The organism is Leclercia sp. UBA1284, assembly GCF_002308415.1.
GTDB lineage: Bacteria > Pseudomonadota > Gammaproteobacteria > Enterobacterales > Enterobacteriaceae > Enterobacter > Enterobacter pneumoniae.
In genome coordinates, this window is record NZ_DBUS01000001.1 from 59,883 (window position 1) to 80,685 (window position 20,803).

Sequence of the window (20,803 nt, forward strand, 5' to 3'; positions counted from 1 at the left end):
TTTCTCTTTTACTCTCCGGCGTGTTCGCCGGAGATGTTTGTTAATTCAGACTTACCACTGATAGCCAATGCCAACAGAACCACCCAGATCGCCCTGGCTGTTAGAGGAGCCAGACAACTTCGTGACCCATTTACCATTGTCAGAGACGGTTGATACCCCCATCGCAATCGCAGACTCGCCCTGATAGGTTCCCCCCGCCATGCTGAACATGCTGGCACCTGGCGAATAAGGCTGTGGCAAGCTCGCCATGGCCATCGCGCCGGCGATACCCGCGCTCAGCTTGTCGTCCTGATCGGCAATCATCTCTTTCAGTTCGCCAAACTTGTTATTGGTATAGGTGTAAGAATCGCCCATGCTCTGTTTCAACTGACCCACGTTGACGGCATCGGTGGCTGCGGTACCGGCTGCCACGTGAGTGATCTGACGCTCGCCGCCCGCGTATCCCATGGAAACGCTGTTATCACGATCGGTAACGGAGTTTGTTCCTAGCGCCACGGCGTTGCTGTGGGTAGCCTTCGCGCTGTTACCCAGGGCCATGCTGTTTGTTGCGCTGGCCACCGCGCCTGCGCCGCCAGCGATGGAATTCTGGCCCGTCGGTTTCGGCTTCGGCAGGTTACTGGTGTTATTCACCTGGAACATACCGTCCTTGCCCTCGGCAATGTTGGTCACGTTCAGGCTGACTTCATCCAGCTGCTGCTTATTTACGGCATCGCTGGCATTGACGCCCGCCGCAACGTTAGTAATGGTGGTACCGCCGGTTTTAGTGGATTGATCGTAGGTATCGCCCGCCAGCGCTATTTTGCTGTAATCAATGGATCCATCGCCGTTTACCACATATTTCACCACGGAGTTATCCAGACCGGAGAAATTGGTGTTGATGGCTTCGATCGCCTGATTTGTGGCATACAGCTGCGAGCCGTTCACGGCATCCGTGCTGGTGGCGCTGATACGGCCCGCTGCAACGTTGGTGATGGTGCGTTCGTTATCCAGGCTGCCTACGCTGACGGTGCCAGTCGGCGTTGTGCCGGCAAATTGATAGTCGTTGCCGCGAATGGTTACGCCCTGAGTACCCACGGCTTGCTCCGTGGTGGCCCCTGCGCCCAGCGCCACGTCACCCTTATTGTTAGCGACCGCGCCAGCGCCAATGGCAACGCTATTTTCGCCGGTTGACGTGGCCGCGTTACCCATGGCAATCGAACTTTCGCCCACCGATTTTGCAGCCGGACCTACCGCAATGGAGTCGGTGCCGGTGGCAACGGAATCTGCTTTGGTGGAGTTAGCGTGGAAATACTTCACCCCGTTGTTATACATATCGCTGGTGGCGTCTCTGAGTTGCTGTACGTTTACCGCATCGCTGTCATTCACCCCGTAAGCGACGTTAGTGAGGGTGGTACCGCCCGCTTTCGTCGTGCTGTTATAGGTGGTGCCGCCCATGGACACGCGGTTGTAGTTGATGGTGCCGTCCGGATTGGTGTCGTATTTGACCGCCAGATCGCTGAGATCGGAAATATCGCCGGATATCCCTTCAATGGCCTGGTTGGTGGCATAGAGCTGAGAGCCATTCACCGCATCGGTGCTGGTGGCGCTGAGGCGACCGGCAGCGAGATTAGTGAGAGTACGCTCCTTGCCTACGCTGCCGATACTGACGGTGCTTGCAGGAGCGGCGCCCGCGAAGGTATAAGCCGTGCCGCGCAGGGTCGTGCCGGTGGTCGCGACGGCCGCAGCGGTGAGTGAGTCAGCACCCAGCGCCACGTCTTTAGCATTGTTGGCTTTGGCGTTATAGCCGAGGGCAAGGCTGTTTTCGCCTATGGCGGTGGCGCTATAGCCGACGGCGGAGCTGCCTTTACCTTTCGCGTAGGCATCGGCCTGGGTCAGCCCTTTCTCGTTGGTCCGCGCATAGCGGATACCTTTGCCGTTCAGATCGGTGTAGGTCGTGCTGGTGTCGCCGGCGATGTTGTTAATGATGTTCGTGACGTCTGCCACGTCGGCGTTGGTCTCGTTAAGCTGAGACATATTCACCGCATCGCTGTCATTCATCCCACGAGCAACGTTAGTGATAGTGGTGCCGCCCGTTTTCGTCGTGCTGTTATAGGTGGTGCCGCCCATCGTTACGCTGTTGCGGTTAACCGTACCGCCGCTGTTAGTGTCGTACATGACAGCAAAACCTTGCTGCTCGGCAACGTCTTCAAGGGCCTGGTTGGTGGCATACAGCTGAGAGCCGTTCACCGCATCGGTGCTGGTGGCGCTGAGGCGTCCGGCAGCGAGATTGGTGAGAGTACGCTCTTTACCCACGTTGCCAATACTGACGGTGCTTGCAGGGGCTGTGCCCGCGAAGGTATAGGCTTTGCCGCGCAGGGTCGTGCCGGTGGTCGCAACGGCCGCAGCGGTGAGTGAGTCAGCGCCCAGCGCCACGTCTTTCGCGTTGTTGGCTTTGGCGTTATAGCCGAGGGCAAGGCTGTTTTCGCCTATGGCGGTGGCGTTATAGCCGACCGCGGAGCTGCCCTTACCTTTCGCGTAGGCATCGGCCTGGGTCAGCCCTTTCTCGTTGGTCCGCGCATAGCGGATACCTTTGCCGTTCAGGTCGGTGTAGGTCGTGCTGGTATCGCCGGCGATGTTGTTAACGATGTTGGTGACGTCTGCCACGTCGGCGTTGGTCTCGTTAAGCTGAGACATATTCACCGCATCGCTGTCGTCGACCCCGCGAGCAATGTTAGTGATGGTGGTGCCGCCACTGTTATCGGTACTGTCATACGCATCGCCGTTAAGGGTAATGCTATCGTAATTAACCGTGCTGTCCTGGTTCAGGTCGTATTTAACCGCGACATTGGCGAGGGCTTCTGTCGCTTGTGTGGCGGCAAAAAGCTGCGAGCCGTTGATCGCATCGGTACTGGTTTTGCTAATACGGCCTGCGGCCACGTTGGTCAGTGTCCGTTCCGCATCTTTTCTACCGATACTGACGGTGCTGAGCGGCGCCGTGCCCGCGAATGCGTAGCTCTTACCATCGATAGTGATAGCTTGCGTTCCTACGGCTGCTGCGGTCAGGGAGTTTGACCCCAGGGCTACGCTGTTATCATCTGCAGAGATCGCGTTGGTGCCGAAGGCCAGGGAAGACATCCCCTGAGATTTAGAATTTGAGCCCATCGCGATAGCATCGTTTTTTGTGGCGGAGGAGTTGTAGCCAAACGACAACGCTCTATCTGCCTGCGCTTTGGCCTGGGTCCCCAGAGCAACGGCATCCGCTTTGGTCGCCTGAGCTTTATAGCCTACAGCGAAACTTTGCTCATCGCTGGCGCTGGCGTGGCTGCCGATAGCCATTGAGCTTTCACCAGCCGCGGCTGCGCTGCCGCCAATCGCCAGGGCGTTCTCACCGGACGCGTTTGCATCACTACCAATAGAGAGTGATTTTACCCCGGACGCCTGGCTACCCATACCTAATGCAGTACTTGATGCTGCTGTAGCTTCGGCATGGCTGCCTACCGCCAGAGCCTTGCCACCATAGGCGGTGGACCAGTTGCCCAGGGAAATATTTTCGCCTTCCGAATCGTTACTGATCTGCGTGCCGGTATAGGTGCCGGAAGTGGAGCTGTAGCCGATGGAGATATCGCCGCTACGGTTAGCGTGCGCACCAGCACCAAAGGCGACCGCGTTTTGTCCGTCTGCTTCAGAGGCTAAGCCGATCGCCGTCGCCCCGCCGCTTTTGTTTGCCGTAGCATAGGCGCCAATTGCCACACTGCCGCCGGGCGTCTGCGAGGTGCTGGTATCTGCGTCAGCGTGATCGCCAAGCGCGATACCGCCCATAGCCGCTTTAGCGCTTTCGCCAACTGCGACGTTAGACAGCTCCTGCTGGTTAACATTGGTATTGCCTGTGGTGATGGTATTCGCGTCCAGAGTGGTGGTATCGCCGGTCTCTGCGTTGGTACCAATCGTCACCGAGTCGGGGTCAGTACTGGTGGTGACGGGATCATCAGCGTATGCGCTGGTACTTACTAGCGACGAAAGGGTTAACGCGCCGATAAGGCCAACGGCAGTTGCACTTAAGCCCGTGCGCCCGGATTTACCTTTTCCATTCGCTTTTGCAAATTCGCTCACGGCAACCCAGGTACGTAATGCTGGGTTCCAGATCAATCGATATATTTTATTCATTATGGCTCCTGCCAATTAAATGAAATCTGAAATTTTGTTATTGAAATAGTGAATTAAGTGAATGCTTCACATCCTGAGAAGCGGTCGCCGCTCGGGTGTATTGCTGGGCGTAGCTAAGTGATATTGCATAAAGAGACCGCGGGTGTGACCACGATCGAAAAAAGTGTCTTGCTGATGCCGATCTGCAAGAGACAAATTCAGTGAGATATATGAGTTTTTCAACGCGCCATCCATGGGATATGCTCCAACATCCTGTCAGAAAATCTTTAAATAATAAGTTCCAGAGTAAATTAATATTCATTGTTTCATTCGCACAATGAATGTTAATTTCTCATTTGATTGCGTTGCTCAGGTAAGCGCTGATTTTAAAAATGCGCTCTCATCTTAAAATATTACTATTGATGGAGGCTGATGAAGGTGCTGGCACGACGTTGTTTAACCGCGGATACTGTCAGCTGACTGTTCTCAGTTTCCTTATAATAGAGTGTCAGGATATTGTCATGTTTAATGATGTATCCTTTTCTTTTTTCATACTCAATCAAGTTTTCCGGCAAGTGAAGCAAAGCAAGCTTCTGTTTCAATGTCGTAAAGACCTGCCATAGCCGTGTCCCCGATGAACTGAGGTTGTTCTCGTCCCATACTTTTATCAGTACCTCTTCTTTGGTGATATACCTTTTTTGTGCATGGATTAAGAGATAGGAAAGCAGAGACATCATGGTGTCATTCAAATACAGAATACCTAACGACAACTCATTATTTTTATCAACGCTATCTATTCTAAAAATACAACCTTTCTTGATATCTATATGGATGACATTATCAATTAAAAAAGCATATGGCTGGTAAATCATATCACCACTTTGTCCTGTAATTATAACCAGTCCACTCAGCAATAAAAAAAGCAGTCGGAATTATAGGTTTGGTGTGCGTAATTTCAAGACGCGATTGCGCTGACGTTGCTTGCCGGGTTTTGTCTGTTAGTTACAATTTGACGGAATGAAATATCTGTATTAAATCAATCTGTGGTTTTTTATTTCGGTTAAAGTTGCTGGGTTATTTTTTTATACGCCTCATGTCTCTTCCTTGACCATTAGCTAAAAGCACTAAAAATAAGACTTTATTGGAATATAAAACTAAATGTTATCGGTAGGGTTGTATTCTTATTTATTGTCAGATCAACCTGTGGTTGTGAATACCGTACTAAAACTTATTCTTTACTATTTAAATATTATTCTGGCAAATACTCTTTACCGTCGTGCCACACTCGGTATTTTATTGCTTCTCCTTCTTTCGCTATTTCCCGGCGCGCTGTGCGCCGGATTTCATACACAATACATTCTCGTTACGCATGCCGTGCCGAGGCCAATAGCGCCCCCACCAGCACGAACAGTGAACCGAAGACTTTGTTGAGGGCCTTCATCTGTTTTGGCCCTTTAATCCACGCGGCAATCCGCTGCGCCAGGGTCGCGTAACCAATCATCACAATGATATCGACGATAATAGTGGTAGCACCGAGCACCACATACTGCATCACCTGTGGCTGATGAGGGACGATGAATTGCGGGAAGAGGGCGGCGAGAAACACAATGCTCTTCGGGTTAGTCAGGTTTACAAACACCGCGCGTTTAAACAGGCGGCTACGATTCTGGCTCACCGCCAGCGTGTTTAAGTCCAGCGAACCGGCTGCGCGCCACTGCTGAATACCCAGCCAGATCAGATAGGCGGCACCTGCCCACTTCAACACTTCAAATGCCAGTACCGAGCGGGAGAAAAGCGTACCCAGACCAATCCCGACCAGCAGAATATGAATACCCAGCCCGGTCTGCAAACCGGCAATAGACGCCGCGGCACCGCGATAGCCATGGCTGATAGAGGTCGTCATGGTATTAATCGCGCCAGAACCCGGTGAAAGGCTGAGGATGATAGAAGTGAGCAGGTAGGCGAACCACCATTCGAAGGTCATTTGAAACTCCCGGAACGTCTGTTTTTATGCCACAATACGCTAATGTCGGCTCGTTTTGTGAGCTGCTGCGAAAAAACGATATTCCTTGGCTTACGGGGGTGGAAACCCGATGTTTCAGCAGAAAAAGGACTGGGAAACTCGAGAAAACACTTTTGCTGCTTTCTCCATGGGGCCGCTGACCGATTTCTGGCGTCAGCGTGAGGAAGATGAGTTTACGGGTGTGAATGAGATTCCCGTGCGCTTTGTGCGTTTTCGGGATGAGAAAAACGATCGCGTTATCGTTGTCTGTCCAGGCCGTATCGAAAGCTACGTAAAATATGCTGAGCTGGCCTATGACCTGTTCCACATGGGTTTTGATGTTTTAATTATCGACCATCGTGGGCAAGGGCTGTCGGGTCGTATGCTTTCCGATACGCATCGTGGGCACGTTGATCACTTCAGCGATTATGTTGAGGATCTGGCCGCGTTCTGGACTCAGGAGGTCCTGCCCGGCCCATGGCGCAAGCGTTATATCCTTGCTCACTCCATGGGCGGTGCCATCTCAACGCTCTTTTTACAACGCCATGTGCATCAGTGCGATGCCATTGCGCTCACGGCACCTATGTTTGGCATCATCATACGTTTACCCGACTGGATGGTGCGCCACATTCTCGACTGGGCTGAGGGCCATCAGCGCATTCGTGAGGGCTATGCCATAGGCACCGGGCGCTGGCGTGCGTTGCCCTTTGCCATTAACGTCTTGACCCATAGTCGCCAGCGTTATCGCCGGAATTTACGCTTTTATGCCGACGAGCCGCGTTTACGCGTCGGCGGCCCCACCTGGCACTGGGTGCGGGAAGGCATTCTGGCCGGTGAGCAGGTGCTGGCCGGGGTCGCAGATGATGCGACTCCAACACTCCTGATTCAGGCGGAAGAGGAGCGTGTGGTCGATAACCGCATGCACGACCGCTTTTGTGAATTGCGTGCCGCCGCCGGTCACCCTTGTGAAGGGGGTAAGCCGATGGTCATAAAAGGCGCGTACCATGAGATCCTTTTCGAAAAGGACGATATGCGCTCAGTTGCGCTCAACGCCATCGTCGGTTTTTTCGACCGGCATAATTGATATTCACCAGAGGTTAAATTTTCTTATGTACCAGGTTGTTGCGTCTGATCTCGACGGCACGCTGCTCTCACCCGACCACACCTTATCGCCTTACGCGAAAGAGACCCTAAAACTCCTGACCGCGCGTGGCGTGAACTTTGTCTTCGCGACCGGTCGCCACCATGTAGATGTGGGGCAGATCCGCGATAACCTCGACATCAAAGCCTATATGATCACCTCCAACGGTGCGCGTGTTCACGATACCGATGGTAATTTGATCTTCACCCACAACCTGGATCGCGACATTGCCGTCGATCTCTTTGGCATGATGTATAACAACCCGGATATCATCACTAACGTCTATCGCGATGATGAGTGGTTTATGAACCGCCATCGCCCGGACGAGATGCGTTTCTTCAAAGAGGCGGTGTTTAACTACTCCCTCTATGAGCCTGGTCTACTGGAGCCAGAAGGGATTAGCAAAGTCTTCTTCACCTGTGACACCCACGAGGCGCTGCTGCCGCTTGAGCAGGCCATCAACGCGCGCTGGGGCGATCGCGTCAACGTTAGCTTCTCCACGCTGACCTGCCTGGAAGTCATGGCCGGTGGCGTCTCAAAAGGTCATGCCCTGGAAGCGGTCGCCAAACGTCTGGGTTTTGAGCTGAAAGATTGCATCGCCTTTGGCGATGGCATGAACGACGCCGAAATGCTCTCCATGGCGGGGAAGGGCTGCATTATGGACAACGCTCATCAGCGCCTGAAAGATCTGCATCCGGAGCTGGAAGTGATTGGCACTAATGGTGATAACGCCGTGCCGAAATACCTGCGCAAACTGTTTCTTGAATAATCTTCATTTGGTTGTTTATTGCTCAGTTGTCAACTAAAGAGTTCGCTACAATGCCTGTCCTTCTTTCTGAGAGACAAGCATTGTGGCGCTACTCATCATCACCACTATTCTGTGGGCCTTCTCGTTTAGCCTGATCGGCGAATATCTTGCCGGGTCAGTTGACAGCTATTTCTCTGTGCTGATGCGCGTTGGACTGGCTGCGCTAGTGTTCCTGCCGTTTCTGCGCACTCGCGGACAGTCGCTGCAAACCCTTCTGCTATACATGCTGGTGGGGGCGATGCAGCTTGGCATCATGTACCTCTTTAGCTTTCGGGCCTACATCTACCTGTCGGTGTCGGAGTTTCTGCTCTTTACGGTGCTAACGCCGCTCTATATCACGCTGATTTACGATCTGCTCAGTAAACGCCGTCTGCGCTGGGGCTACCTGCTCAGCGCGGCGCTGGCGGTAGTGGGCGCGGCGATCATCCGCTACGACAAAGTGAGCGATCATTTCTGGACCGGACTGATGTTCGTTCAGCTGGCAAATATTAGCTTTGCCATCGGTATGGTGGGTTATAAACGGCTGATGGAAACGCGTCCGATGCCCCAGCACAATGCGTTTGCCTGGTTTTATATGGGCGCGGCGATTGTGGCGGTGGCGGCGTGGTTTATGTTGGGAAATCCGCAAAAACTGCCAACGACCTCCCTACAGTGGGGTGTGCTGGTCTGGCTGGGTGTGGTGGCCTCCGGTTTGGGTTACTTCATGTGGAACTATGGGGCAACTCAGGTCGATGCCGGGACCCTGGGCATTATGAACAACGTGCATGTGCCCGCAGGGCTGCTGGTGAATTTGGCCATCTGGCAGGAACAACCGCACTGGCCCAGCTTCGTTATTGGGGGAACAGTGATCCTGGCTTCGCTGTGGGTACATCGGCGTTGGGTCGCTCCGCGCTCCGTACAAACGGAAGATGGTCGCACGCGTGGTTCCGCGCTGAGCGAATAAACGCCTCCGTTACCGGCTGACGCTGCTCGCCATCGCGCACGGCAGAGTACAGCCGGCTCCACAGCCCATCGCCCAGGGTCTTAGTCACCACCAGACCCTGGCGTTCAAAACTCTCCACTACCCAGTGCGGCAGCGCGGCGATCCCCATGCTGGCCGCCACCATCTGAATCAACAACAGGGTGTTATCCACACTTTTCAGCTGCGGGCTAATGCCCGCGGGCTGCAGGAAGTGACGCCAGATATCCAGGCGACTGCGCTGCACCGGATAAATCAACAGGGTTTCCGTCGCCAGATCTTCCGGGGTAATGCGCGTTTTGCTGGCCATAGGGTGATCCGGCGCCAGCACCAGACGCACTTCAAAATCAAACATCGGCGAATAGTGCAAACCACTGCGCGGCAGAATGTCTGAGGTCATCACCAGATCCAGCTCGCCCTGCTGGAGCGAGGGCTGCGGGTCAAAGGTCACGCCAGATTTAAAGTCCATCTCAACCTGCGGCCACTTCTGGCGGAAGTTCTCAAGCGCGGGCGTCAACCACTGAATACAGCTATGGCACTCAATGGCGATACGCAATTTGGTCTGCTGCGGCTCGTTACAGGCTTGCAGGGCGCTGGCAATTTGCGGCAGTACCTGATTGGCCAGCTGGAGCAAAATCTCCCCCTGCGGAGTAAAGCGCAGAGGCTGGCTCTTGCGCACAAACAGACGAAAGCCAAGGCGTTGTTCCAGATCGCTGAACTGGTGAGAAAGGGCGGACTGGGTCTGGTGCAGCGTGGCCGCCGCCGCTGCCAGGGAGCCGCAGTTCCGCAACGCCTGGAGCGTTTTCAGGTGTTTAATCTCAATCATGAAAGTCCTTCACTTCGCCGTGAATATTTTGCGCTTGAGGAATATACACTACCTGCCAATTATAGATGTGTAAACATCTGGACGTCTAAATAACGAATTTCATAAGGGGCATACCATGACTATCCGCAATCACACACTCGGTTTCCCTCGCGTTGGCCTGCGCCGCGAATTGAAAAAAGCACAAGAGCGCTACTGGGCGGGCAATGCCACCCGTGAGGAGCTTCTGGCGGTCGGACGCGAGCTGCGCGCACGCCACTGGGAGCAGCAAAAACAGGCGGGCATCAATCTGCTGCCAGTAGGGGATTTTGCCTGGTACGACCATGTTCTGACCACCAGCCTGCTGCTTGGTAACGTGCCGGCTCGTCATCAGAACAAAGATGGATCGGTAGATATCGATACCCTGTTCCGTATTGGCCGTGGCCGTGCGCCGACGGGGGAGCCAGCGGCTGCGGCGGAAATGACCAAGTGGTTTAACACCAACTATCACTATATGGTGCCGGAATTTGTCAAAGGCCAGCAGTTCAAACTGACCTGGACCCAGCTTCTGGAGGAAGTGGACGAAGCGCTGGCGCTGGGCCACCACGTCAAACCGGTGCTGCTGGGCCCGCTCACTTACCTGTGGCTGGGTAAAGTGAAGGGTGAGCAATTTGATCGCCTGACCCTGCTGAACGAGATCCTGCCGGTCTACAAACAGGTACTTATTGAACTGGGCAAACGCGGCATTCAGTGGGTACAGATCGACGAGCCGGCACTGGTGCTTGAGCTACCGCAGGCGTGGCTGGATGCTTACAAACCGGCGTATGAAGCCTTAACGGGCCAGGTGAAGTTGCTGCTGACCACCTATTTCGAAGGCGTCACACCGAACCTCGACACTATTACTGCGCTGCCCGTGCAGGGGCTACACGTCGATCTGGTTCACGGCAAAGATGATGTCGCTGAACTGCACCAGCGCCTGCCCGCGGAGTGGCTGCTCTCTGCCGGTCTGGTGAACGGACGTAACGTCTGGCGCGCCGATCTCACGGAGAAATATGGTCAAATTAACGATATCGCAGGCCTGCGTGAACTGTGGGTAGCCTCCTCCTGCTCCCTGCTGCACAGCCCCATCGATCTCAGCGTGGAAACCCGTCTGGACCCAGAGGTGAAAAGCTGGTTTGCCTTTGCCCTGCAAAAGTGTGAAGAGCTGGCCTTACTACGCGATGCACTTAACAGCGGTGATACGGCAGCGTTAATCGCGTGGAGTGCCCCAATTCAGGCGCGTCGTCACTCGGCGCGCGTGCACAATCCGGCGGTAGAACAACGTCTGGCCGCCATTACCTCCCAGGATAGCCAGCGTCAGAGCCCCTATGCGGTACGTGCTGAAGCGCAGCGCGCCCGCTTCAGGCTGCCTGCGTGGCCAACCACCACCATCGGCTCCTTCCCGCAAACCACGGAGATCCGCGGCCTGCGGCTGGATTTCAAAAAGGGGAATCTTGATGCCGCCCATTATCGCACCGGCATCGCTGAGCACATCAAACAGGCTATTGTGGAGCAGGAGCGCTTAGGCCTGGACGTGCTGGTGCACGGTGAGGCTGAACGTAACGATATGGTGGAATACTTTGGCGAGCACCTGGATGGCTTTGTCTTTACCCAGAATGGCTGGGTACAGAGCTACGGCTCCCGCTGCGTAAAACCGCCAGTGGTGATTGGCGATATCAGCCGTCCGGCGGCGATCACCGTCGAGTGGGCGAAATATGCACAGTCGCTGACCGATAAACCGGTGAAAGGCATGCTCACCGGCCCGGTGACTATTCTCTGCTGGTCCTTCCCCCGTGAAGACGTCAGCCGTGAAACCATCGCGAAGCAAATCGCGCTGGCGCTGCGGGATGAAGTGGCGGATCTGGAAGCGGCGGGCATTGGCATCATCCAGATTGACGAACCGGCGCTGCGTGAAGGTCTGCCGCTGCGCCGCAGCGACTGGGATGCTTACCTCAAGTGGGGCGTGGACGCTTTCCGCATCAACGCCGCTGTGGCCAGGGATGACACGCAGATCCACACCCATATGTGCTACTGCGAATTTAACGACATCATGGATGCCATTGCCGCGCTGGATGCTGACGTGATCACCATCGAGACCTCGCGTTCGGATATGGAGCTGCTGGAGTCGTTCGAGGAATTTGACTACCCGAACGAAATCGGGCCTGGCGTTTATGATATTCACTCGCCAAACGTGCCGAGCGTAGAGTGGATTGAGGCCCTGCTGCAGAAGGCGGCACAGCGTATTCCGGCCGCACGTCTGTGGGTAAACCCGGACTGTGGCCTGAAAACCCGCGGCTGGCCGGAGACCCGTGCCGCACTGGCGAACATGGTAGAAGCCGCGCGCAACTTACGTCAGGCGTAAGCAAAAATTGGGATGAGCTATGCCTGCCCGTCCATCAGTCGGCTGATATGAATGCTTAACCACGTCAGCTCATCTTTCGGTAAGGTGAGCTGATGCTTCTCCTGCACATAATCCCGAATCACCCATGCGACGGTCATGGCGTCCGGGCGATGACGCATCAGTTCCTGATAAAAATCTTCCGTCTCGCTAAAGACAATTTTTCCTGCCAGCACGCGTTCGGCAAAATAGCGCAGATGGGTAATAAAGCGCATATAGTTCACCGATCCGGTATCGATGGCATTTCTTAACTTATAGCGCACGATCTCCGCGATGCGATTGACTAACTCCACCTGTTGATGGGCATGGCTATCGTCGCTCTGGCTGCTGGCGTTAATGAGGTGAAAAGCGATATTCACGGCTTCATCTTCCGGCAGGGAAACGTCAAATAGCGCGCTGACCCGCTCCCGCGCCTGCACCCCAACGCTGTACTCTTGCGGATAGTAGCGCTTCACCTCCCAGCTCAGTTTATTGAGGATGACCTGGCCGCTGCGGCTGCGCTCCACGGCAAAATGGAGGTGTTCGGCAAGGGTAAAGAGCAGGACGGAGTTCAGCTTATCGCCGCATAGACCGCGAGCGAGGATCAGGATCTCGTGGCTGAGTTCAAAGAATGCCGCAGGAATCGTATCGGTCAGCGATAAAAAATGGCGAGACTTAAGGTCGTTTAACGGCAGGAACACTTTCTCGACCTGATTCAGGTCGATCGGTGTACCCGGTTTTGCGCCAAAACCGATCCCTTTGCCGAACAGGATCATCTCACGCTGGTCATGATCGACCAGCAGCATGCTGTTATTAAGCGATTTTTTTATCGTAATCACGGTCATTTCCTGCGGCCGCGCCGCTTAGCCCATATCCGCGCCATTGCTGGCAATCACTTTCTGGTACCACCAGAAGGAGTCCTTTTTCAGGCGCTTGAGGGTGCCTTTGCCTTCATCATCCTGGTCGACATAGATAAAGCCATAGCGCTTGGACATTTGTGACGTCCCTGCGCTGATAATGTCAATGCAGCCCCAGGTGGTGAATCCCATCACATCCACTCCTTCATTAATAGCTGCCAAAGTTTGCGCGAAGTGGGCGCGGAAATAGTCGATACGGTAGCTATCGTGAATCTTCCCATCTTCCACAACGTCTTTGGCACCTAACCCATTTTCGACGATAAAAAGCGGCTTCTGATAACGGTCATAGAGTTCAAGCAGCGAGATTTTCAGCCCTACCGGATCGATCTGCCAACCCCATTCCGAGGCAGGAAGGTAGGGGTTTTTCACGCCGAGGACGGTATTGCCAGGGATGCGTTCTACATCAGGCTGGGTAGATTCCGTCAGCGACATGTAGTAGCTAAATGAGACAAAGTCGACGGTATTCTCTTTTAAAATGCGTTGATCGTCGGCCAGCATCTCAATTTGAATATCGCGGCGGGCCAGATCGCGCAGGATTAGCGGCGGATACTCGCCGAACACCTGCACATCGGCATAGAAGTAGTTCTCAAGGTTTTTCTTCAGCGTTGCTTCCACATCTTCCGGACGGCAACTGTGCGGGTAGGTGGTGAGCTTGGTCAGCATACAGCCCACCTGGCTGCCCGGGATGATGTCATGGCAGTCGCGGGTGACCAGCGCTGAGGCAACGAACTGGTGGTGCAGCCCCTGGTAGATATCCTGCTTCGCTTTGCCCGGGGCGCTTTTTTCCTCGCGGATACCGGCGGTGGTAAAGGGGTGGCGGTGAATGCTGTCGATCTCATTAAAGGTAAGCCAGTAACGCACCAGATCTTTATAGCGCTCGAAACAGACTTTACTAAAGCGCACAAAGGCATCCACCACGTTGCGATGGACCCAGCCGTTATACTTTTCACTGAGCGCCAGCGGCATCTCATAGTGGGAGAGCGTCACCAGCGGTTCGATATTATGGCGACGCAGTTCGCGGAACATCTCTTCATAAAACCGCAGGCCCGCCTCGTTTGGCGCGGCGTCTTCACCATTGGGAAAAATGCGTGACCAGGCAATCGATACGCGCAGCACGGTAAAACCCATCTCAGCGAATAGCGCAATGTCGTCTTTATAATGGTGATAGAAATCGATGCCGCGACGTTTGGGGTACAACGCATCGTTCTTACCTTCAAACGCATCGCGGATGTTCTCATCCGTGAGCGCCATATGGCCATCGTAATCCTTTAATGACAGGTTCGGTTTCCAGGTGATGGCATCAGCCACTGACGGCCCTTTGCCGTCAACGTTCCATGCCCCTTCAGCCTGATTGGCAGCGATGGCACCGCCCCATAAAAAACCTTGCGGAAACGGGAGGGATTTCTCCATTACACGGACTCCTTAAGCGTCATGATGATGTGAGGATTGTGATTTTTATCGTCGTTACTGCCTGGTGTCAGCGAAAAGCGTTCGCCGTTTGTTACGACCATCATCACCACCGGATCGAGCCCGGCGGCGGTGATGGTGTCGAGAGAAAATTCAATCAAGGTTTCGCCGCGCTTCACCTGCTGGCCTTCTTTCACCTGTGGCGAGAAGCCCTCGCCCTGAAGTTTGATGGTGTCGATGCCGATGTGAAAAATTAACTCTACGCCCGCATCGGTGAGCAGACTTAGCGCATGGCCACTCTCAAATATATTGACTACGGTGCCGTCTGCCGGGGCGCGCAGCACCCCCTGGGAGGGAACGATGGCGATGCCATCTCCCATAATTTTGCGTGCGAAAACATCGTCATTAACATTCTCCAGCGGAATGATTTGCCCCTCTACCGGGCGGGTGAAGGTCAGCTCATCCGTTTTTTCCGCCGCTTTATCACGCCACAACAGCAGGGCGCTGATAAAGGCGATAGCAAATGAGAGCCCCGCGCCAGCAAACGCCCAGACGATGTTCATAGAGTTATCGGGCGAGACAAACATGGAGATGCTGGCAAGGCCAGGGCCGACCAGGGCAAAGGCTTCGATCGCCATCCAGCCGATAAAGGCGCCGCCAACCACGCTGCCTAAAATCACGCTGTAGAGCGCTTTTTTGTTCAGAAGCGTCACGCCGTAAAGCGCCGGCTCGGTAATGCCAAACAGCGCAGAGATCCCGGCGGAGAAGGCGGTGGACTTTAATACTTTGTCTTTGCTTTTCAGGGCGATGGCGAGGCAGGCGCCCGATTCGGCAATATTGTGCGCCAGCGACGCAGGCAGATAGAGCATTTCGCGACCAAACTGGCTCATCGACGCGACGGCATAAGGAAGCATCGGTTTGTGCATGCCGGCGGCAACCATAAAGGGGAGGGCAGCGGCAAGCAGGCCGGTGGCCACAAAGCCCAGCTTGCCATACAGCCACAGAATCACCGTTGCCAGCCCGGCGCCCAGCTCGTAACCCAGCGGCCCCAGAATGAGCAGCGTGACGGGTACCGTCACCAGCAGCGACAGCATTGGCGACAGGAAGATGCGCAGCGCCCCCGGCGAATAGCGGTTAAACAGTTTTTCAGTCTGGGCGTAAAACAGCACGCAGAGAATCGCCGGGAAGACCTGCGATGCGTAAGCCACGTTGCGCAGATCAAATGACATAAACGCCGTGCCCTCTGCCAGCTGTTTGGTCATGGCCGGTAAGAGCATGACGGAAACTGCCGAAACCGCGACCAGAACGTTAACTTTTAACTTCATGGCGGTGGTGATCGCCACCAGAATCGGCAAGAACCAGAGCGGTGCTGAGCCGATGTTATCCAGCACTTTATAGGTGTCGCTATCCCGGCTCAGCCAGCCCAGTACATCCAGCAGCAACAGCAACGATTTCAGCACCCCACCGCCTGCGATGGCAGGCACCAGCGGCTGAAAAACGCTGATCACAAAATCCACCACCTGAGCGCCACGGCTGGCTTTGGTACTGACAGATTGCGTGGACTGAGCCTGCGGTTCGCCCGCAAGTGAACGCACCGCCTCGTAGACCTGCACTACCTCATGGCCGATGATCACCTGGCATTGCACGTTAATACGCACGCCGAGTACGCCGTCAATCTTTGCCAGCGCAGCCTCGTTGACTTTGCCATTGTCGTAGAGGCTCAGACGCAAGCGAGTCGAGCAGTGTTCGATATGTTCGATATTTTCAGCACCGCCCACCTGGGTGATGATGTCCAGCGCAGTCTGCAAGTGATTCATGTCTGGCCCCTGTCTCCAGAGCAAAAAAAAAGACCTGAAGCCCATCTCCCCCGAAAGGGAGATGGGCTTCAGGTCTTGCCTACGGATCGTAGTTACACGCCTGTGCTGTTTATATCGTCCAGATTGTGTTTAAAAGTCAAACACCCGGCAGAACGGAGGGTGCGAATTGTGAGCCGCTTAACTTTTTTTCGCCCCGTACTGGCGGAACCAGCCCAGCATTCTCTGCCAGCCATCTTTGGCTGACTCTTCATGATAGCTCGGGCGGTAATCAGCATTAAACGCATGGCCCGCCTCAGGATATACCACAATCTCCGCCTTCGCGTTTGCCGCACGCAGCGCCTGGCGCATGGTCTCGACGGTATCCTGGGGAATGCCCGTATCTTCCGCGCCATACAGCCCCAGCACGGGGGCATTGAGATCGGTGGCGATATCAACCGGATGTTTGGGTGAGTTAAGGGTCTTTTCACCGACCAGCTTGCCGTACCATGCCACCGCCGCCTTCAGCTGCGGGTTATGGGCTGCATAGAGCCAGCTAATGCGACCGCCCCAGCAGAAACCGGTCATCAGCAGGCGATGCGGATCGCCGCCGTTGCGGGCTGCCCAGTTTGCCACGTGATCGAGGTCGGCCAGGACCTGCGCATCCGGCACTTTTGTCACCAGGTTGCTGAACAGGGTAGGGATGTCGCTGTACTCATTGGGATCGCCCTGACGGAAATAGAGCTCAGGGGCCACGGCCAGGTAGCCCTCCAGCGCCAGACGGCGGCAGATATCGCGGATATGTTCATGCACGCCAAAGATTTCCTGTACCACAATCACGATCGGCAGGGCGCCTTCGGCATCTTTTGGGCGGGCGTGATAGGCAGGCATATTCTCGCCCTGCGTCGGAATAGATGTCTCACCGGCGGTAATCGCCTGTTCCGGGGTGGAGACAACCGTTGCGGCCTGCGGGCCAGCGGCAGGGGCAAAAGCAGATTTTTCAGTCATGGCATTCTCCGTACCAATTGGTGCATATAAATATAGACTGCAGGTCATTATTCCACAGTGCCCGAAAGCGGCTATCTTTTGTGCTGCAAGGGCTGATATAACTTGTAAATGTGATGTTGATCACTATTTTATGGAAATAGCATGCAATCATTTTCATTCAAGGTGAGGTGCGTCACGTAAATCGTCCTTCTGCTTCTGTAGAGTACCTTTTTACTTCTGCTGACAATCCGACCCACAGAGGAGTCACTTATGTCCAAGTCTGATGTTTTTCATCTCGGCCTCACCAAAAACGATTTACAAGGGGCTACGCTTGCTATCGTCCCTGGCGATCCGGAGCGTGTGGAAAAGATCGCCGCGCTGATGGATAAGCCGGTTAAGCTGGCATCGCATCGCGAATTTACCACCTGGCGTGCAGAGCTGGACGGCAAAGCGGTTATTGTCTGCTCTACCGGTATCGGCGGCCCTTCTACGTCAATTGCTGTTGAAGAGCTGGCGCAGCTGGGGATTCGTACCTTCCTGCGTATTGGCACCACCGGCGCTATTCAGCCGCATATCAACGTGGGTGACGTCCTGGTGACAACCGCATCCGTGCGTCTGGACGGAGCAAGTCTGCACTTTGCCCCAATGGAATTCCCGGCAGTGGCTGATTTCGAATGCACCACTGCGCTGGTTGAAGCGGCGAAATCTGTGGGCGCGACCACGCACGTGGGCGTGACCGCCTCTTCCGATACCTTCTACCCAGGCCAGGAGCGTTACGATACCTTCTCCGGCCGTGTGGTGAACCGCTTCAAAGGGTCGATGGAAGAGTGGCAGTCCATGGGCGTAATGAACTACGAAATGGAGTCGGCAACGCTGCTGACCATGTGCGCAAGCCAGGGTCTGCGTGCCGGTATGGTGGCGGGCGTTATCGTAAACCGCACCCAGCAAGAGATCCCGAACGCCGAAACCATGAAACAGACCGAGAGCCATGCGGTGAAAATCGTGGTTGAAGCAGCGCGTCGCCTGATCTAACGCCGTTTCCCTTCGACAAAGGCCGACCTGTTCGGCCTTTTTCTTTGCGTATTCCCTCGCAGAAAAGCCTTTCCAGGGTGGACGTTTATACAGCACAATTCTATTTTGTGCCGTTAATACCTTGATGCAGGGGGCGATGTGGATATCTCAGTCATTTTTTATGCCGTAGTGGCACTGGTGAGCGTAGCGATAGGCTGGCTGCTTGCCAGTTATCAACATGCCCAACAAAAAGCCGACCAGCTGGCGGAACGTGAAGAGATCGTTGCTGAATTAAGCGCAGTGAAACAGCAGGTTGCCCAAAGCGCACACTGGCGTGATGAGTGTGAGTTGCTTAATAACGAACTGCGTAATTTACGCGACATTAACACCTCGCTGGAGGCCGATCTCCGCGAAGTGACCACCCGCCTGGAATCGACCCAACTGCATGCAGAAGACAAAATCCGCCAGATGATGAACAGCGAGCAGCGCCTTAGCGAGCAGTTCGAAAACCTGGCCAACCGCATCTTCGAACAGAGCAATCGCCGTGCCGATGAGCAAAACCGTCAGAGCCTGAACGGCCTGCTTGCCCCCCTGCGTGAACAGCTGGATGGCTTTCGCCGCCAGGTGCAAGAGAGCTTTGGTCAGGAGTCTCGCGAGCGGCACACGCTGGCGCATGAAATTCGTAATCTTCAGCAGCTCAATGCCCAGATGGCTCAGGAGGCCGTAAACCTGACCCGGGCGCTGAAAGGCGATAATAAAACCCAGGGTAACTGGGGCGAAGTGGTGTTAACTCGCGTGCTGGAGGCATCGGGCCTGCGAGAGGGGCACGAGTATGAAACCCAGGTCAGTATCGAAACCGACACCCGCGCGCGTATGCAGCCCGACGTTATCGTGCGTTTGCCGCAGGGCAAAGACGTGGTTATTGATGCGAAAATGACGCTGGTGGCCTATGAGCGCTACTTCAACGCCGAAGATGAGTACACTCGCGAGTCGGCGCTCCAGGAGCATATCGCCTCGGTGCGAAACCATATTCGCCTGCTGGGTCGCAAAGATTACCAGCAGTTGCCTGGCCTGCGGTCGCTGGATTACGTCCTGATGTTTATCCCCGTCGAGCCGGCCTTCTTGCTGGCGCTCGACAGGCAGCCGGAACTGATCACCGAAGCATTAAAAAATAACATCATGCTGGTGAGCCCCACCACGCTGCTGGTGGCGCTGCGCACCATCGCCAATTTGTGGCGTTATGAACACCAAAGCCGCAATGCTCAGCAGATCGCCGATCGCGCCAGCAAGCTGTACGACAAGATGCGCCTGTTCGTGGATGATATGTCCTCTGTCGGGCAGAGTCTGGATCGCGCCCAGGATAACTATCGTCAGGCCATGAAAAAACTCACCTCCGGGCGGGGCAACCTCCTTGCGCAGGCAGAGTCATTCCGTAGCCTTGGCGTAGAGGTAAAGCGCGAGATAAATCCGGATTTAGCAGAATATGCAACATCGCAGGATGAAGAGTATCGCCTGCGTGAGGCGAGCGACGCGCAAGTTTCAGCCAATAAAGACAATGAATTAACTGACCCTCACGTCACACAACACCCCCTGGAACGTTATTCTCAGGGTGGTTGAATCATAGGGCAAATGCGCCCAATCTGTTACACTTCTCGAACATTTGACTGATTAGCAGGCCCTGAGATGGTTGAAGATTCACAAGATACGACGCACTTTGGCTTTCAGACTGTAGCCAAAGCGCAAAAAGCTGACATGGTAGCCCATGTATTTCATTCCGTAGCGGCAAAGTACGATGTGATGAATGACCTGATGTCATTTGGTATTCATCGTCTGTGGAAGCGCTTCACTATTGATTGTAGCGGTGTGCGTCGTGGCCAGACCGTGCTGGATCTGGCTGGGGGCACTGGCGATCTGACGGCAAAGTTCTCGCGTCTTGTAGGCGAAACAGGCCGCGTGGTGCTGGCAGATATCAACGACTCGATGTTGAAAATGGGCCGCGAAAAGCTGCGCAACATCGGCGTGGTGGGCAACGTTGAATATGTGCAGGCCAACGCCGAAGCACTCCCGTTCCCTGACAATACCTTTGACTGTATTACCATCTCGTTTGGTCTGCGTAACGTGACCGACAAAGAGAAAGCGCTGCGATCAATGTATCGGGTGCTGAAGCCGGGCGGCCGTCTGTTGGTGCTTGAGTTCTCTAAACCTATTATCGAACCTCTGAGTAAAGCGTACGACGCCTACTCCTTCCACATCCTGCCGCGCATTGGCGAGATGGTGGCGAACGATGCCGACAGCTATCGCTACCTGGCAGAGTCCATTCGTATGCACCCTAATCAGGATACCCTGAAGGCGATGATGCAGGACGCAGGTTTTGACAATGTTGATTACTTCAACATGACGGCGGGCGTGGTTGCTCTGCACCGCGGCTATAAGTTCTGA

At 54.8% G+C, this 20,803-nt stretch carries 15 protein-coding genes; 7 read left to right on the top strand and 8 right to left on the bottom strand.

All coding sequences use genetic code 11. The features are described from left to right. Positions 1 to 51: 51 nt before the first annotated feature. From B3511_RS00310 to rhtB, 3 genes are all read right to left on the bottom strand, one after another. The gene (locus tag B3511_RS00310; protein WP_286758297.1) at positions 52 to 4,143 is read right to left on the bottom strand and encodes a YadA-like family protein; all 4,092 of its coding nucleotides are present in this window, start codon (positions 4,141 to 4,143) and stop codon (positions 52 to 54) included. Between the two features lie 395 nt (positions 4,144 to 4,538). Next, the gene (locus tag B3511_RS00315) at positions 4,539 to 4,994 is read right to left on the bottom strand and encodes a winged helix-turn-helix domain-containing protein (RefSeq protein WP_052953295.1); all 456 of its coding nucleotides are present in this window, start codon (positions 4,992 to 4,994) and stop codon (positions 4,539 to 4,541) included. Between the two features lie 491 nt (positions 4,995 to 5,485). Next, positions 5,486 to 6,106: a homoserine/homoserine lactone efflux protein gene (gene rhtB / locus B3511_RS00320; protein WP_207292595.1), complete on the bottom strand. Its 621-nt coding sequence runs from the start codon at positions 6,104 to 6,106 to the stop codon at positions 5,486 to 5,488. A 109-nt stretch (positions 6,107 to 6,215) separates the two neighbouring features. On the opposite strand from rhtB, the gene pldB reads away from it, so the two are divergent. The 3 genes from pldB (at position 6,216) to B3511_RS00335 (ending at position 9,016) form a co-directional block, all read left to right on the top strand. After that, on the top strand, positions 6,216 to 7,208 hold the full coding sequence (gene pldB / locus B3511_RS00325) for a lysophospholipase L2 (RefSeq protein WP_046886537.1): 993 nt from the start codon (positions 6,216 to 6,218) through the stop codon (positions 7,206 to 7,208). A 25-nt stretch (positions 7,209 to 7,233) separates the two neighbouring features. Further along, positions 7,234 to 8,034, top strand: a complete 801-nt coding sequence (gene yigL / locus B3511_RS00330; RefSeq protein ID WP_046886538.1) for a sugar/pyridoxal phosphate phosphatase YigL — start codon at positions 7,234 to 7,236, stop codon at positions 8,032 to 8,034. Positions 8,035 to 8,116: 82 nt separating this feature from the next. Continuing rightward, the gene (locus B3511_RS00335) at positions 8,117 to 9,016 is read left to right on the top strand and encodes a carboxylate/amino acid/amine transporter (RefSeq protein ID WP_046886539.1); all 900 of its coding nucleotides are present in this window, start codon (positions 8,117 to 8,119) and stop codon (positions 9,014 to 9,016) included. Here the strand turns inward: B3511_RS00335 and metR are convergent. After that, entirely contained in the window at positions 8,904 to 9,857 is a 954-nt protein-coding gene (gene metR, locus B3511_RS00340) for an HTH-type transcriptional regulator MetR (protein ID WP_286758298.1), read from the bottom strand. The genes B3511_RS00335 and metR overlap by 113 nt on opposite strands. Positions 9,858 to 9,972: 115 nt before the next feature. On the opposite strand from metR, the gene metE reads away from it, so the two are divergent. After that, a complete protein-coding gene (gene metE, locus B3511_RS00345) occupies positions 9,973 to 12,234 on the top strand; it encodes a 5-methyltetrahydropteroyltriglutamate--homocysteine S-methyltransferase (RefSeq protein ID WP_286758299.1) in 2,262 nt (753 codons plus the stop codon). A gap of 17 nt (positions 12,235 to 12,251) precedes the next feature. On the opposite strand, the gene B3511_RS00350 is transcribed toward metE, so the two are convergent. The 4 genes from B3511_RS00350 to B3511_RS00365 form a co-directional block, all read right to left on the bottom strand. Continuing rightward, entirely contained in the window at positions 12,252 to 13,088 is an 837-nt protein-coding gene (locus tag B3511_RS00350; protein ID WP_286758300.1) for a PRD domain-containing protein, read from the bottom strand. A gap of 24 nt (positions 13,089 to 13,112) precedes the next feature. After that, positions 13,113 to 14,576, bottom strand: coding sequence for a glycoside hydrolase family 1 protein (locus B3511_RS00355; RefSeq protein ID WP_046886541.1), 1,464 nt, complete (start codon positions 14,574 to 14,576; stop codon positions 13,113 to 13,115). Next, positions 14,576 to 16,390, bottom strand: coding sequence for a beta-glucoside-specific PTS transporter subunit IIABC (locus B3511_RS00360; protein WP_286758301.1), 1,815 nt, complete (start codon positions 16,388 to 16,390; stop codon positions 14,576 to 14,578). The genes B3511_RS00355 and B3511_RS00360 overlap by 1 nt, the downstream gene beginning before the upstream one ends. Before the next feature lie 177 nt (positions 16,391 to 16,567). Beyond that, positions 16,568 to 17,374, bottom strand: coding sequence for a dienelactone hydrolase family protein (locus B3511_RS00365; protein ID WP_207292590.1), 807 nt, complete (start codon positions 17,372 to 17,374; stop codon positions 16,568 to 16,570). Positions 17,375 to 17,623: 249 nt separating this feature from the next. Between B3511_RS00365 and udp the strand changes: the two genes are divergently transcribed. The 3 genes from udp to ubiE all read left to right on the top strand — a co-directional run bounded on the left by udp (position 17,624) and on the right by ubiE (position 20,803). Further along, positions 17,624 to 18,385 (top strand): uridine phosphorylase, encoded by a 762-nt coding sequence (gene udp / locus B3511_RS00370; RefSeq protein WP_040078135.1) that lies wholly within the window; start codon positions 17,624 to 17,626, stop codon positions 18,383 to 18,385. 138 nt (positions 18,386 to 18,523) lie between these two features. After that, entirely contained in the window at positions 18,524 to 19,981 is a 1,458-nt protein-coding gene (rmuC, locus tag B3511_RS00375) for a DNA recombination protein RmuC (RefSeq protein ID WP_046886544.1), read from the top strand. A gap of 66 nt (positions 19,982 to 20,047) precedes the next feature. Continuing rightward, the gene (gene ubiE, locus B3511_RS00380; RefSeq protein ID WP_032615102.1) at positions 20,048 to 20,803 is read left to right on the top strand and encodes a bifunctional demethylmenaquinone methyltransferase/2-methoxy-6-polyprenyl-1,4-benzoquinol methylase UbiE; all 756 of its coding nucleotides are present in this window, start codon (positions 20,048 to 20,050) and stop codon (positions 20,801 to 20,803) included.

Excerpts from the sequence above, each read along its gene's own strand:
- metR (WP_286758298.1), bottom strand. The coding sequence starts at position 9,857 with ATGATTGAGATTAAACACCTGAAAACGCTCCAGGCGTTGCGGAACTGC.
- metE (WP_286758299.1), top strand. The coding sequence starts at position 9,973 with ATGACTATCCGCAATCACACACTCGGTTTCCCTCGCGTTGGCCTGCGC.
- pldB (WP_046886537.1), top strand. The coding sequence starts at position 6,216 with ATGTTTCAGCAGAAAAAGGACTGGGAAACTCGAGAAAACACTTTTGCT.
- yigL (WP_046886538.1), top strand. The coding sequence starts at position 7,234 with ATGTACCAGGTTGTTGCGTCTGATCTCGACGGCACGCTGCTCTCACCC.
- ubiE (WP_032615102.1), top strand. The coding sequence starts at position 20,048 with ATGGTTGAAGATTCACAAGATACGACGCACTTTGGCTTTCAGACTGTA.
- B3511_RS00315 (WP_052953295.1), bottom strand. The coding sequence starts at position 4,994 with ATGATTTACCAGCCATATGCTTTTTTAATTGATAATGTCATCCATATA.
- B3511_RS00365 (WP_207292590.1), bottom strand. The coding sequence starts at position 17,374 with ATGACTGAAAAATCTGCTTTTGCCCCTGCCGCTGGCCCGCAGGCCGCA.
- udp (WP_040078135.1), top strand. The coding sequence starts at position 17,624 with ATGTCCAAGTCTGATGTTTTTCATCTCGGCCTCACCAAAAACGATTTA.
- rhtB (WP_207292595.1), bottom strand. The coding sequence starts at position 6,106 with ATGACCTTCGAATGGTGGTTCGCCTACCTGCTCACTTCTATCATCCTC.
- B3511_RS00310 (WP_286758297.1), bottom strand. The coding sequence starts at position 4,143 with ATGAATAAAATATATCGATTGATCTGGAACCCAGCATTACGTACCTGG.
- B3511_RS00355 (WP_046886541.1), bottom strand. The coding sequence starts at position 14,576 with ATGGAGAAATCCCTCCCGTTTCCGCAAGGTTTTTTATGGGGCGGTGCC.
- B3511_RS00360 (WP_286758301.1), bottom strand. The coding sequence starts at position 16,390 with ATGAATCACTTGCAGACTGCGCTGGACATCATCACCCAGGTGGGCGGT.